General features: G+C 41.0%; 11 protein-coding genes. 1 reads left to right on the top strand and 10 read right to left on the bottom strand.

The genetic code is table 11. From position 1 onward, the window contains the following. Positions 1–4: 4 nt before the first annotated feature. The 4 genes from AB0756_RS18180 to groES form a co-directional block, all read right to left on the bottom strand. Positions 5–1315, bottom strand: a complete 1311-nt coding sequence (locus tag AB0756_RS18180) for a ferritin family protein (protein ID WP_038085039.1) — start codon at positions 1313–1315, stop codon at positions 5–7. Next, entirely contained in the window at positions 1308–2228 is a 921-nt protein-coding gene (locus tag AB0756_RS18175; RefSeq protein ID WP_038085041.1) for an SPL family radical SAM protein, read from the bottom strand. The genes AB0756_RS18180 and AB0756_RS18175 overlap by 8 nt, the downstream gene beginning before the upstream one ends. A 564-nt stretch (positions 2229–2792) precedes the next feature. Further along, a complete protein-coding gene (gene groL / locus AB0756_RS18170; RefSeq protein WP_038085044.1) occupies positions 2793–4433 on the bottom strand; it encodes a chaperonin GroEL in 1641 nt (546 codons plus the stop codon). Positions 4434–4554: 121 nt separating this feature from the next. After that, the gene (gene groES, locus AB0756_RS18165) at positions 4555–4866 is read right to left on the bottom strand and encodes a co-chaperone GroES (protein WP_038085046.1); all 312 of its coding nucleotides are present in this window, start codon (positions 4864–4866) and stop codon (positions 4555–4557) included. 979 nt (positions 4867–5845) lie between these two features. On the opposite strand from groES, the gene AB0756_RS18160 reads away from it, so the two are divergent. Then, entirely contained in the window at positions 5846–6493 is a 648-nt protein-coding gene (locus AB0756_RS18160) for a response regulator transcription factor (protein WP_017740397.1), read from the top strand. 71 nt (positions 6494–6564) lie between these two features. On the opposite strand, the gene AB0756_RS18155 is transcribed toward AB0756_RS18160, so the two are convergent. The 6 genes from AB0756_RS18155 to AB0756_RS18130 form a co-directional block, all read right to left on the bottom strand. Next, positions 6565–6873 (bottom strand): NIL domain-containing protein, encoded by a 309-nt coding sequence (locus tag AB0756_RS18155; RefSeq protein ID WP_038085051.1) that lies wholly within the window; start codon positions 6871–6873, stop codon positions 6565–6567. A gap of 479 nt (positions 6874–7352) precedes the next feature. Further along, the gene (locus AB0756_RS18150) at positions 7353–8726 is read right to left on the bottom strand and encodes an ATP-binding protein (protein ID WP_038085053.1); all 1374 of its coding nucleotides are present in this window, start codon (positions 8724–8726) and stop codon (positions 7353–7355) included. A 286-nt stretch (positions 8727–9012) separates the two neighbouring features. Beyond that, a complete protein-coding gene (gene cheB / locus AB0756_RS18145; protein WP_038085055.1) occupies positions 9013–10017 on the bottom strand; it encodes a chemotaxis response regulator protein-glutamate methylesterase in 1005 nt (334 codons plus the stop codon). A gap of 3 nt (positions 10018–10020) precedes the next feature. Then, positions 10021–12249 carry a hybrid sensor histidine kinase/response regulator gene (locus tag AB0756_RS18140; protein WP_167844706.1) on the bottom strand — a complete coding sequence of 743 codons (2229 nt, stop codon included), beginning with the start codon at positions 12247–12249 and terminating at the stop codon, positions 10021–10023. Next, positions 12246–12992, bottom strand: coding sequence for a chemotaxis protein CheW (locus AB0756_RS18135; protein WP_038087643.1), 747 nt, complete (start codon positions 12990–12992; stop codon positions 12246–12248). Before AB0756_RS18135 ends, AB0756_RS18140 begins: the two co-directional genes overlap by 4 nt. 40 nt (positions 12993–13032) lie before the next feature. Beyond that, positions 13033–14829 (bottom strand): HAMP domain-containing methyl-accepting chemotaxis protein, encoded by a 1797-nt coding sequence (locus AB0756_RS18130; protein WP_050045937.1) that lies wholly within the window; start codon positions 14827–14829, stop codon positions 13033–13035. Between the last annotated feature and the right edge of the window lie 56 nt (positions 14830–14885).

The raw sequence follows: 14885 nt of genomic DNA, 5'->3' as shown, positions 1-14885 counted from the left end.
TGATTTATGCTTTTTTTGCCAATATAATATAATCATCTAATACATAATTTGACTCATACTTCTGACCAAAATACTGGCGCAGCAGTGAAATCATATGCGATTGTTTGGGTAATTTTTCTTTAGCGTATTTTATAAATTCCACACCTCCTAGAGGAGTTCTCAAATCTGTTGATGTTAAATACTTATACCACACTAGCTCTAAACCCAGATCGTCTATAAAGTTTTTCACCAACCTTTTTTCTTGTTCGTGGTCTTCACTTTGTTTTGTTTGGTACATCTTAAATAACTTTTTGTCCTGAATGATTAAAATTGCATAACCTTCACTTTTTAAACTATTAGAAATGATTTTGTTATAAAGATTTTTAGTTTGATGATTTTTTTCACTATCGCTAAAAAAACAATGAGAAATGACTGTAAAATCAAAAAAATCTTGCGGTATATTGCTAGATGATGCATTCCAAGTTAAGAGGTCATCTGTCACAAAACGGAAGTAGGCATTTACCGGAGTTTTTCGAGCCTCTATGTACCGTCTCCAAAACTGAAGCCCTCGAAATTGGAAGGCATCTTGTTTCTCTAAAGAGTAGTAAGATATATGCATGGATGGAATTTGAAAAACCTCACTAGCACTTTGGAGAAATAAGGCTAGACCATAAGCGACAGTTGCAGGACCTGCTGCAATATCTAGGATTTTAATGTTAGTTGGTAGTAAGCCAGCTTGATAGACGAAAAACCAAGCCAAGTAAACGCAATAAACATTTTCTAAAAAATACTTCATAAAATAAACGTGTGGGGTCAGACTCAAGCTATAACTTGGGTCTTTCCCATTTTTTAAGCAGTTAATATCTTCAAGAGCATCTTCCAATTTGATTAAGAGTTTATTTTCAGATACCTTGCTGAACTCTTCTCTGAGATATTCAACTAGCTGAACTTCAAGATCGTGAAATACCCGTTCGTCTAAACCAGTACATTGAATTTTATTTTCATCATGTTGTACGATCTGAAAAACTTTGTTTAGATAATCAACAAATTCTCGCTCGAAAGTTAATATACTGCGTTCTATCTGCTTGAAATCTGCTTTTTCCGAGTGTTGAAATGCTTCGTTAAGTTTAGCTCTTAAATTTGCTGTCTCCCTTTTAGACTGCTGCAAATAACTTTCAGATTGAAGTCGATCTCTAAATAGCTTTTCCAGCCATGATAATTTTGCACCTGATGCTTGAATTTCTTCCAATAACTGTACTGCAAGACGCTTATTGCCTTGTTGCAAAGCCAGTTTAAACTTCTGGCTTCTCCACCAATTGACAATCTTTTTATTCATACCCAAACCCTACTTTACCTTCCTTAATTTCTACACCAGGAAGTTGACAAACTAATTTTTCCTTAAATCTCATATAGTTTACATTCTCATTCTCGTACCACCAAGCGTATTTTCGCTTAATTTCTTCAGCTTCTAGGCGGGTAGAAGCCACAAGCGAGCGACTATTGCTTGGGTGAAAATCTTGAATGACAACTCTATCTACAATATTGAGCTTGGCAATAAAATTATCTTCATCAACAGGTAATGTGGGAAGTAGAGGGGTAATTGTGACAGAAAGTTTAGGGACAAAACCTTTTAAAGGATCGATATTCTGATGGATTTTTAAAACGGCATTAAGTCTAGCTTGAATACTGGGCGAACGAGGTTCAAAATCTTTTCTAACCGACTCACTTCCTGTAGGAATGCTCATATTAATCCGCAATCGTTTGAATCTTTGTAAAATATCAATATCTCTGGTAATCATGGGACTGCGGGTTTGAATAACCAGTGTCGGACAGTATTCGAGCATAACTTCTAACAATCTACGAGTTAATTCATATTTAGACTCAATAGGTTGATAGGGATCTGTCACACTACTCATGTAAATACTAGGAGGTTTATTAGGATTTTTTCGGTACCATGCTTCTAGTTCTTTTTCTAAGATTGCCACGGAATTATCTTTAACAATCACCCATTTTCCCCAGCTTTGGCGCATTTCGGGATTGGGGCTAAAGGCAGCAGCATAACAGTAACTACATCCGTATTGACAACCTTTGTAAGGATTTAAAGTAAAATCATAAGCTGCAATAAAACCAGTTGCTTTATTCAGTAAAGATTTGGCATTTTGGGCATAAATATTAATCTCGCCAAATTTTTCTTTTGCTAGTTGTGTAGGATTGTTTATACAATACCCTTCATACCGTGGTTTCGGCATTTGTAGACCTCTTATATAGGTTTTCTTTAAAAAATGATGTAGAGACACACAATGGGGCGTCTTAAGATTAATGTTTCAAGATATTAATTGCTTCTAAGTCCGCGCAGGCGGACTTTGTGTGTATAGTAGCGAATTCTATTCGCCCAATACTTTATAAAACTTAAATAGGTAGTTGAGCACCCAGCCAACGAGCATAAGCAGGTAACTACACTCGTACTTCGACTGGTTGGTCGTCATTAATGTTGTAAATACCAGGTGTACCTTTTGATCGCTATCTTTAGGTGTATTAATAACCATAATGCACCTTATATAGGTTTTCCTTAAAGTAATGATGTAGAGACACACCATGGGGCGTTTTAAGATTAATGTTTCAAGATATTAATTGCTTCTAAGTCCGCGCAGGCGGACTTTGTGTGTATAGTAGCGAATTCTATTCGCTCAAAATTACGATCTCTCTCCTCTTTCTTTATGCTCCTGTGCGTCTCTGAAGCAAAAAAAACAGCCGCCTCCTTACAGAAGCAGCTGTTTTATCAAAGATGGGCTTTCGCCCACCTAGAAAAAATCTTAGTAATCGAAGTCGCCACCACCCATACCAGCGCCAGCGCCAGCAGGAGCACCATCTTTAGGTTCGGGCTTATCAACTACGATACATTCGGTGGTCAATACCATACCAGCAATGGATGCAGCGTTTTGCAGCGCGGAACGAGTTACTTTAGCTGGGTCAACGATACCAGCATCTAACAAGTTTACAAACTCGTTTTTAGCAGCATCAAAACCGATGTTGAAATCTTTCTCTTTCACGCGCTCAGCAATAACAGCACCGTTCTGACCTGCGTTTTCAGCAATGCGCTTCAGAGGAGCTGTCAAAGCACGAGAAACAATTAACGCACCAGTCAACTCTTCACCCTTGAGGTTGCCATTTGCCCATTCTTCAAGCTGAGGAGCAAGGTGAGCGAGTGTTGTACCACCACCAGGAACGATACCTTCTTCAACTGCTGCTTTGGTCGCGTTGATAGCGTCTTCCAAGCGCAGCTTTTTGTCCTTCATTTCGGTTTCGGTAGCAGCGCCTACTTTCACAACGGCAACGCCACCTGCTAATTTAGCTAAACGCTCTTGCAGTTTCTCTTTGTCGTAAGAAGATTCAGTTTCTTCAATTTGACGGCGAATCTGATCGATACGAGCTTTAACTGCAGCTTCGTTACCTTCAGCAACAATAGTGGAGTTGTCTTTGGTAATGGTGATGCGGCGTGCTTTACCTAAAGAATCTAGTTTGGTGTTATCCAACTTCAAACCAGCGTCTTCAGTGATGACTTGACCGCCGGTCAGGATGGCGATGTCTTCCAGCATAGCTTTGCGGCGATCGCCAAATCCAGGTGCTTTCACAGCTGCTACGTTGAGTACACCACGCAGGCGGTTAACAACCAAGGTTGCTAGTGCTTCTTTCTCAATGTCTTCAGCGATGATGACTAAAGGACGACCTGCACGCGCAACTTGCTCTAGAACGGGTACGAGGTCTTGGACTAAAGCAATTTTCTTGTCGGTCAACAAGATGAAAGGCTCATCGAATACTGCTTCCATCCGTTCGGGATCGGTTGCGAAGTAAGGAGAGATGTAGCCTTTGTCAAAGCGCATCCCTTCGGTGATTTCCAGTTCGGTAGTCATGGATTTTCCTTCTTCCAAGGAAATCACGCCTTCTTTACCGACTTTATCCATTGCTTCGGCAATCATCTTACCGACTTCTTCGTCGTTACCAGCAGAGATTGAACCGACTTGAGCAATAGCTTTGGAATCTTCTACGGGACGAGCGTGTTCTTTGATTTTGTCCACTAGGAAGCTAGTTGCTTTATCAATACCACGCTTGAGCAGAATGGCGTTTGCACCTGCAGCAACGTTACGCAAGCCTTCTTTAACAATTGCGTGAGCCAGAACGGTCGCAGTAGTGGTACCGTCACCTGCAGCATCGTTAGTTTTGGATGCTGCTTGGCGAATTAGAGATACGCCAGTGTTTTCTACGTGGTCTTCTAATTCAATTTCTTTAGCGATGGTCACACCGTCATTAATGATTTGTGGTGCGCCAAATTTCTTCTCTAACACTACGTTGCGACCTTTGGGACCGAGGGTAACAGCTACCGCCTCAGCCAAAATGTCCATGCCTCTTTCTAATGCACGACGAGCGTTTTCGTTGTATATAATGCGCTTTGCCATAGTTGTCAACGATTCTCTACTTTAGTTATTTCGCGATTGATAAAAGCTAGTTGCTAATTGCTAAAAAGCTAATTGTTCTCTTACCATTGGCTATTAGCCATTAGCTATTAGCCATTAGCTTTTAGCTCACAATTGCTAGAATGTCTTTTTCAGAAAGCAGTACATACTCGTCTGTACCCAATCTGATGTCAGTACCGGCGTATTTGGAGTAGAGGACTTTGTCTCCTACTTTAACGTCCAATGCCTGACGGCTACCGTCATCTTTGAGTTTGCCATCACCAACTGCAACGACTTCCCCTACTTGGGGCTTCTCTTTTGCAGTGTCGGGTAAGTACAGACCACCTGCGGTCTTTTCTTCTGATGCGCTGACCTTGACGAATACGCGTTCACCTAGAGGTTTTACTGTAGAAACGCTAAGAGATACTGCTGCCATACCGTGTTCTCAACTTATTAGCACTCTCGACTCCTGAGTGCTAATGTACCGAAAGGTGGCATGATATGGCAACATTTTTTGTTGTACGGGTTTCCGAACTTTGCTTTTGGAGATTTGTTTAAGTACTAATACTCAATTATTCAGAACTTTCAGGTTTTTTTCGGTAGAGAGCGAATATTGGTATATAGGCAAATTGGTTTGCAAAGCTGGGAAATTGATATAGAACAGTAATCAGGAGCCACGATTTGAGTAACAATACAGTGATTGAATCCAGCGATCGAATACCACAAACCAACAAGCCACCACCAGCAACAAAAACCTCTAGGTAATTCTGTAGAAACATTAAGACTGTCAAAAATCACAGCGATACATTTTAAGATTGGCGATCGGACAGTGACTAAATGCCCATACAGAGCAAAAACCAAGCTTCTTGCAAGTTTTTTGGTTTAGACTGATAATAGAGGATTACTCGGATAAACTGTGGTATAACACAGCGAACCCTGACGTAATTATGCGGACTATACAAGAAAGCAAAATACAGTAAAAGAATATGCTTTTTTGATCTATCCTTTACCCGATACTTCTCTAATAGTTCTGGTGAACTTATTGTAAGAGCTTCATATCCTCAAGGATATGACAAAGTAGTACGTAGTAGTGAATGTGCGGTAGCTTATTTTCTGGGAGCATCTTGGGAGTAACACTTAGTTGGTTATTCTGAATAATTATTATTTATTAGGTGTTTTTTAGCCCGCACCATTCAAAGCGATATATAATAACGCATTATGATTACTACTGCTCTAAGTATCCTCACGCTTACTTTGCCATTGGTACAGTAGTTCGTCAAAAGTCATTTTCCACTTTTGAGACTTCCACTAAACAAAGGCAAGTTAAGTAGGAAAAAGTACAACACCAACCTATTACACCGGAGAGGATTATTATTCAAGACCTTGATGGATCAAGCGCGACAAGTGCCACTGCTATGAAAGAACCCAGCATGAAAGATCACAAACGACTTCTATTAATTGATGATGACCCCAACCTCATTTTGCTGGTGAAGGATTATTTGGAATTCCGGGGTTATGAAGTCATCACTGCCGAAAATGGTCGCGAAGCACTGGAAATTTTGGAGCAGGATATTCCAGACATGATCATTTGTGACGTGATGATGCCGGAGATGGACGGGTACACTTTTGTAGAACAAGTCCGGCAAAACGAACGCACCAGTTGGATTCCCGTTCTCTTCCTTTCAGCTAAGGGACAAAGCGCAGACCGAGTAAAAGGTCTGAATAAAGGTGCTGATGTATACATGGTCAAGCCTTTTGAGCCAGAGGAACTCGTAGCACAGGTAGAATCTTCTCTGAAGCAGACCATTCGCTGGAAAGAACACCAAGCAAAAGGAGGGGAAAACGGTTCTCGTATCCAAGTTCCCTTTGACGTACAGCTGACCCCTACCGAACTGAAAGTTGTTCAATTTGTGGCGCGAGGCTTAGCTAACCGCGAAATCGCTGAAGAATTAAATGTCAGTCAGCGCACAGTCGAAAGCCACGTGTCTAATATGTTGGGCAAAACCAATCTCCACAACCGCACCGAATTAGCACGGTGGGCGATCGAAAACCAAATGGCGTAACGAAATTTGAGATTTTGGATTTTAGATTAAGAATCCAAAATCCAAAATTCAAAATCTCAACTGTGCTAGAGTTACCAACCGTCTTGACCGACAACTGCCTTATGCTTAATTTCTAAGTTCAGTTCATCCAGATAGGTTAAGGCACTAGCAATTTGGAAAACTGTTCCTCGGAGTTCCAAATCAAGACAGCCTTTCTGCGGTACATCCCCAAGGAGTTGTGCGGTAGCGATATTAACCGTAACTCCGCTGTGAGAGATCAGCTTGGAAATAACGGGCTGTTCGTGCATATCTTTGGGAATGTAAACCGTAACGCGAGTTTCAGTGCGTCTGTTGTCTCGGAAATTATTGGTAGATTTACCCTGTTTGACCAAAAGAGCCATAGTAGATTTCCCTTGAAAATAGTAGATTTCCCTTGAAAACGATTTGATAGGAGTTGGACGGTCAAAATTTTTTTACCCCTATCAAATCCAGCAATATTAATCTTTTTAACACAATCCCCGGTTCTATTTAACGATTGTTTCAAAAAGTATTGTTTATTTATCAGAATAGGGTTTTTTATAAAATTGATTGACCAGAGAAAATTCTCTAAATTGTGCTATCCTAGCGGTTTTTAAAAACCAATTTTCTCTTTTGGTTTGAATTTTTTATAGTAGTTTAGATGCTTGACTTCCTTAAGAAATCGGATTTCTAGCAAAGTCTGTTAGCAGAGGTTCGGCAAGTTTTGGTAGACATCGCGTACTCGGAGACATCTCTAAATCCCACCAAGCACGACAGAATCAAGATATTTATACTTCTCAAACATCCTCTTAGGTTTCATTCCTCAACTCAATGTACCTAATTTCGTAGCGATCGCCGCTTGCTAGTCTTGTAAAACAGGAATTTCAATAACAAATTCCGTACCTTTACCCAAGTCGGATCTCACATCCACATTTCCAGAATGCTTTTGAATAATTTGATAGCTAATGGCTAATCCCAAACCAGTCCCCTGATTGACAGGCTTGGTTGTAAAAAAAGGTTCAAAAATTTTATTTTGTATTTTAGAATCTATTCCCGGTCCATTATCTTTAATTGTCACTCGGATGAACTTATCATTTATTGTTTCTGTTTTAATAACAATTTGTTTTTGTGCTTCTTCTTTTACCTCTTGTAACGCATCAATAGCATTACTAATAATATTCATAAACACTTGATTGAGTTGTGCTGGATAACACTCAATCAAAGGCAGATCGTCAAAGTGTTTAACAATTTCGATTCCTTGTTTAATACGATGATTCAAAATTAATAACGTGCTTTCAATCCCTTCATGAATATTGACCCGTTTTTTCTCAGCTTGATCGAGTCGGGAAAAGTTTCTCAAGGAAAGAACAATTTCACGTATACGTTCAGTTCCAAATTTCATGGAAGAAATCATTTTACACAAATCTTCTATCATAAAATCAAGATTAATAGCTGTGAATTCCTCTTGAATTTTAGAAGATGGTTGGGGATATTCTTGTTGATACAGTTTAATTAAATTTAATAAAGAATAAACATAATTTTCTAAATAATCAAAATTACCATAAATAAAATTTACAGGATTATTAATTTCATGTGCGACCCCTGCAACCATGCGCCCCAAGCCAGACATTTTCTCTGTCTGAATCAGTTGAACTTGAGTTTTTTGTAATTCCTTTAAGGTATGCTCTAATTGCTGTGCTTGAAGTTGAGCGGTTAACGTTGCATTTGTGAGTGCTTTAAGATTATTGTAAGCTTTTGAATGGTAGCGGATGCGGGCTATAAGCTCTACGGCATCAGGCAATTTAATGAGATAATCGTTTGCCCCTTGAGCAAAGGCTTCTGCTTTGAGTTCCGGTTCTTCTTTACTAGAAAGCATGATGATGGGAATATCGCGAGTGGCTGAGTGAGACCGAAACCAACGCAGCAACATCAATCCATCCATTTCGGGCATGACTAAATCCAGCAGAATCACTGTTGGAGAGATTTCCATTGCTGTTTGGATAGCTTGAGTTGGATCGCTAACATAGTGAAAGGAAATATCTGCTTCTTCTGTCAGGATTCTATGGACTGCTTGACTCACTATCAACTGATCGTCAATCAGTAGAAGTTTGACCGCAGGTGTGTTGGCAGGTAGAACAGATGCAACCTCTTGTATAGTTTGTCCCTTACTTCTCCTTGAAGTTAAAGGTAAAACTTTGGCAGACACTTGGGTGAGTGCTTCTGCTGGCAAACTCATATCGCCTCTCCTCTTCTTTATCTGTGATTTTTATCACGATAAAGTTGTGATAAATTACTGATATACCGATTATATTTCAGGAAACCAACAAGCTCTAAATTGTTGCAATTGTTGATAAATTATCAGAGATCGACTGGTGTTGGATGTAAATTTTTATAAATAAAATGATACTAAGTATATTTCATAAAAAATACTAAAATTAAAAGTATATTTTTTTACTTAAAAGGCTGGGAGTAAAAGGCAGAAGAATGATTTGTGGAGAGATGGAAAATTTTTCCTTCTGCCGTCACCCCTCATTCTGATTTTGCAAATGCCTTATACAAGCATTCGCGATCGCATCAACGGGTAACACCTCCACAGCAGCTCCCAAGTCCACAGCGGCTTTGGGCATACCATAGACAATTGAGGTTTGTCGATCTTGGGCAATCGTATGCCAACCTTTATCTCGCAAGAGTTTTAAGCCTTGAGCACCATCCCGTCCCATACCGGTTAACAGTACCCCGACTCCATGACCGATCCAATGATTGGCAACACTCTTAAAGAAAACATCAACGGAAGGATGATAAAAACTATCTAGAGGTTGCCTGTCATAAGCAAGAGTCATGTCAGGACGCACGATAAGATGATGATTTTTACCAGCAATGAGAACGATACCTTTGTGTGGTGTAGAACCGGGAATGGCAAGCTGTACGGTCATCGGGATTTGCGCGTCTAACCAAGCCGCTAAACCTGGAGCAAACTGGGCATCAATATGCTGAATAACAATAAACGCCGCCTGAAAATCTTTGGGGAATTGAGACAGAATTGTGGCTAATGCTTGAGGACCTCCTGTAGAAGCCCCAATCGCAATTAAGAGCTTGTTGTGTTGGCTAGACTGTAAATGATGGTATGAACTTTTGCCAATTAATCTGGAGATAGTTGCAATTTTTTTAAGTAGCCCAGTCCCATCAATTGTTTGCTGACCGTAACTTATAGTAGGGGTATTGATAGCGTCTAATGCTCCGTAGCCCATTGCTTCAAAAACCTTAGCAGCGTAGCGATTGACACTCGCAGTCACCATAAGAATAGCACAAGGAGATTGACTCATGATGCGCCGGGTGGCTTCCACTCCATCCATCTCAGGCATTAGTACATCCATCAAAATCAGGTCTGGAGTATCTACGCTACATTTTGTAACAGCTTCAACGCCATCAAAAGCAACCCATGCTATCTCATAATCCGGTTTCATAGCGATCGCTTGTCGCAGCGCTTCTACTGCAATCGGTGCATCGTTAACAATGGCAATTCTCACAGGTTAAGCTTCTCCAATCAAGTCAATGACAGACTGTATTAAGGTATCATCATGAAAACTACTCTTGGTGAGGTAGTAATCTGCCCCCGCTTCCAATCCTTGAAGTCGGTCTTCTTCTCGATCCTTATAAGAAACAATGATCACGGGTGTATGCTTTAACTTGGGATGAGTTTTGATGTGGCTTGCGAGCTCAAAGCCATTCATTCGGGGCATATCAATATCTGTTACTACCAAATCGTAATTTCCTCCGCGTATAGCGTTCCAACCATCCACTCCATTGACTGCAACTTCTACTTTGTAACCATTGTTTTCTAGGAGTTTGCGCTCCATTTCGCGCACGGTGATGGAATCATCTACCACCAAAATGTGCTTGTATGTTTTACTGGTTATTTGACGAGTAGATTGGTTCACTTGGCTGGTTTGCCCGGTAGCGAATGCTTTAGCAATGGAACGCACTAGGTCTTCAACATCAACAATCAACACGGGAAAACCATTATCCATTAAAGCAGCTGCGCTAACATTAGGGACTTTACCGAGGCGGGAATCTAACGGTCTGACAACCAAACTGCGTTCTCCCAAATACCTATCTATCACTAATCCGTAACAGTTGGCGCGATCGCCTACCAAAATAACATTGAGCATTTCTGGATTTGTAGTAGGTGGTGGTAACTCTAGGATTTGACGTGCTGATATCAATTCAATCGGGCGATCGTTCATCATAAAAAACGGACGATTTTCCGAGACAGCAATCTCAGACTTCAAAAGAGTGACAACGCGTTCGATACGTGATAGTGGAAAAGCATAAGGTTCACCTGCAATTTCCACCAGTAGGGCGCGAATGACTGATAGTGTTAATGGTAATTGCATATAAAAAGTTATTCCCTGTCCCGGTTGAGAAACAGCCCGTACAGTTCCCCCCACTTCCCGCACCATGTTATGAGCTACGTTTAGCCCAACTCCCCGTCCCGAAAATTCTGTGACAGTAGTGGCTGTAGAGAAACCTGGTAAAAATAAGAATTCTATTAACTCAACTTCGCTCAGTCGATTTGCCATCTCTGTATTTGTCATTTGCTTTCTAATGACTTCTTGTCGCAAAAACTCCAGATCTATTCCCCGACCATCATCCGATACAGAGATAAAGAGCATTCCAGCACGATGAGCCACTTCAATCCGAATGGTTGCTTCTTCAGGCTTAAGCGCGGCTAAACGTTCTTGGGGTAACTCAATACCGTGATCGAGTGCGTTCCTGAGCATGTGGGTAAGGGGTGCTTCCAAGCGATCGAGAATATCTCGATCGACTAAGGTCGATTTACCAACAATTTCCAGCTTGACTTTTTTACCCAGTTGCTTGGCTATATCGCGAACCATTCGGGGAAATCCTTGACCGGCTTCAGCAAACGGAGACATTCGAGTGGCAATGACTTCTCGATAAAGACGATCTGCAAGGTTGGTAGAACGTTGAGAAAATTGTTCGAGTTCGCTGTAGCGATCGCTCAATAGCTGTTGGTATTCACTGGCTTTTTGGCGAACAGCGGTCAACTGCTCGTCAATTCGCCGCTCTAAATGACGGTTTGCTAATAATTCTTGTAACTTTTCTAATAAGTCCGATAGCTCTGTATGACCTGCTTTTAGCTGTAAGAAAGAATCAGCAAATGGTTCCAACCACTTTGCTTCAACTAAGGATTCTCCTGCTAGCCCCATTAAACGATTGAGATTATCTGCACCAACTCGCACTCCTTGGTTGGAGATAGGGGAGGGGGGGAGGGGGGGAGGGGGAGAGGGGGAGAGCGGGAGAGGGGGGGAGGGGGAGATGGGGGGAGGGGGAGAAGTTTGAATGTTGGCAATGGCTGTGACGAGCGATCGCATTCTAGTGTCTTCTAGCGGTTGCTCGTTGGGATTGTTCGCACAAATATCTGCTATATGCGAGAGTATATCCACTCCTTGCAGCAAAATATCAACATCAGCCGTTGTGAGGACGATTTTTTCTGCTTGAGCGGCTGCAAAGCAGTCTTCCATAATATGAGCAAGGGTCACGACTGCATCAATATGAACAATTCTGGCAGCCCCCTTAATGGAATGAGCTGCTCGCATTAAAGCTGTCAGTTCTTCTTTGGGCTTTGGTTTACCCTCTAGCGCCAATAGGGAATTATTCATGACGGCAACTTGAGCCTTGACTTCCATGCAAAATAAATCTAGCAAGGAAAGATTATTAACATTGATTTCCTCTGTCATGGCATCACCTTTTTGCTAAGAGTATGGAATAGCAATTCGTCATCCAAATAGCTGACACTGCGATCGCGCCACTTTAACAATCCTTTAGTATAGGTATGAGTTGCTTGAGTACCTGTGGGAGTGTGAAGCAATTCATCTTGATGACATCGATGCACCCCAAACAATTCATCAACAGCAAATACCCAAATACCACTACCTGCTTTTTCCACCACAACCATACGCGAATAAACCATAGGACTTAAAGCTTGAGGAGGGGTATCAGCCATCTCCAGATTCAACAAATGGGTTAAAGAAATACACAATTGCAATTCACCTCGAATACTCACCAATCCCCGCAAGATTTGATTGCTCCGATACGGTATGGTATGAATCGGACTCGGTGAAGTCGTTTCTTTAAAGATGTAGGCGGGAAGTGCCAACCATTCGCGTTGCAAGCGAAAGATAACAACTCTGAGAGTTTCTGTGGCTAATAAAGCATGAGAGGGAAAATAGCTTTGTTCTGAGAATGTCTCTGGTTTTTTCTCAGCCTCAGTTCTTGATTCAGCCAATAACTGAGTCCATTCACTCCGATAATTGTCAGGAATCGAACGTTCTAATAAACGACGACCGCTTGCAGAGTAAACAGGGCAATTCCGGCAGTGGCTAAAAGTAGTGAGCTTTGGACAGGTACAATCTCCTGTAACACCGATAGCATTCCAGCAAAAATCAATATTTGAATCTGATGGGGCAGTGAAACGACTCATAGAGGCTATTATCTACATATATGGGTATAATTCCCCCTAATTAAACGACATTCTCAGTTTGCTTGTAAGAAAATGGCAGCGTTTGAGTAGAATTATCTGTCTTGACTTGAAAGCGAGTTATCTCCTGACGCAATCCCCGAGCAACTTGATTGAGTCGAGTAATAGCATTATTGATTTCTCTCAAAGAATCGGTTGTTTGGATTGAGGTATTGCTCAACTGCACCATAGCATCACTGATTTGTTGCGCTCCCTGAGATTGTGCTTCCATTCCAGAGTTAACCGCCTCAAATCTCGGTGTCAGTTCTTGCACCTGCTCGATAATGTGAGACATTTGCCCGCTAATATTGGCAACATCTGCCACACTTTGTCCCACTTCTTTAGCAAATTTATCCATCTCCATCACACCGGCTGACACGGAAGATTGCATTTGCTTGACCATTTTTTCAATTTCCAAGGTAGCGACAGCTGTTTGGTCTGCCAAACGTCGAATTTCTCTGGCTACCACCGCAAACCCCAAACCATACTCCCCAGCTTTTTCTGCTTCAATGGCTGCATTTAATGACAGCAAATTGGTTTGGTCTGCTACTTTGGTAATCATCACCACAATATTGTTGATGTTGTTTGCCTTTTCACCGATTGTTCCAAGTCTTGAAGCAATGATATTCGTAGCTTCTCCTAACTGCCGCATAGTTGCTTCCATACGAAGTAAATCTTTTTGGCTGCTGCTTGTTGCTGTTGTTGTGGTTTGTGACATGAGTGCCACTTCTTCCATAGTTTTAACTAGTTCCCTGGAAGTGGCAGATATTTCTTTAGCTGTAGCTGCGACTTCGTTAGTAGAAGCGACTTGTTCGGTCATTGTCGCTTCTAATTGCTTCCCCGAAGCAGCAATTTGGGTGGCTGAAGTTGTGACTTCAATTCCTGACTGCTGTACTTGACGAATAAGAATATTCAAATTCTGAATCATGGTTTGAAAGGAAAATAAAAGCTTGCCAATTTCATCCTTTTGATTTGAATCTACGCTCAATTGCGTGGTCAAATCTCCTGTAGAAATTTGCTCGGCAACACCTACAACACGGATGACTTGAGTTGCAATTTGCCGGGAAATAAGAATCCCTAGCAGAATTGCTAAAAGAGGTCCAACAACTGTGGCTGTAGAAATCAAGAAGGTACTAATGGCTACGTCTTTTTCTGCACCATTGTAAATATATTTAGCAAAGTTCTGATTGTTTTTTAAAAGAGCGGTAGTAACTTCATCAATTTGTTTAAAAATAACATTTTTTTCATGCAAGGTATGTTCGTGCAATTTGATATATTTTGCCAAAGCGGCTTTGGTAGACCCCATCTCAGAAGAATTATCTTGATTTTGGCGTATTAATTCAAGTTCGCGTTTCCAAGGATTCCGAATACCCATACGCGTGTATTCTTCCTCAATTTGCATGAATTCTTGGTGAGATTGTTTCCATCTTTCCCATATGGGATAGAATTTTATTCTCAGATTTTCTTCTTCCTTATTATTGTAAGGAGTCGATTCAAATTGCTTAAGTCCCTCAGTAATTTGCTGCCACGATTCTTTTATTTTAACTAATGTATTTTGCCTTTGCTCTGGTGTTAAATCTGAATTTAATAAAATCCTCTGTGCTGATTCAATTTGAGTTTGACCCTCTTTAATTTTCCACAAACTATCGATACTTAAGAGATTGATGTTGGCTAAAGTGCTAATATGGTTTGATAAGCGAGAATTTCCGTTCCATCCCATAAAACCAACAATTAATACCAGAAAACCCATAAATGAAAAGGAACTAATGAGTCGCCATTGAAAGCTCATGTTTTTTAGCATTGAATGGATGAAGCCTCCTAGAAAATGAAGTCAAAACACGCTGACGGGGCGATGTT

Source organism: Tolypothrix campylonemoides VB511288_2, from assembly GCF_045999855.1.
In the GTDB taxonomy this organism is placed as follows: domain Bacteria; phylum Cyanobacteriota; class Cyanobacteriia; order Cyanobacteriales; family Nostocaceae; genus Scytonema; species Scytonema bouteillei_A.
This window is presented reverse-complemented; position numbering and strand designations above follow the sequence as displayed.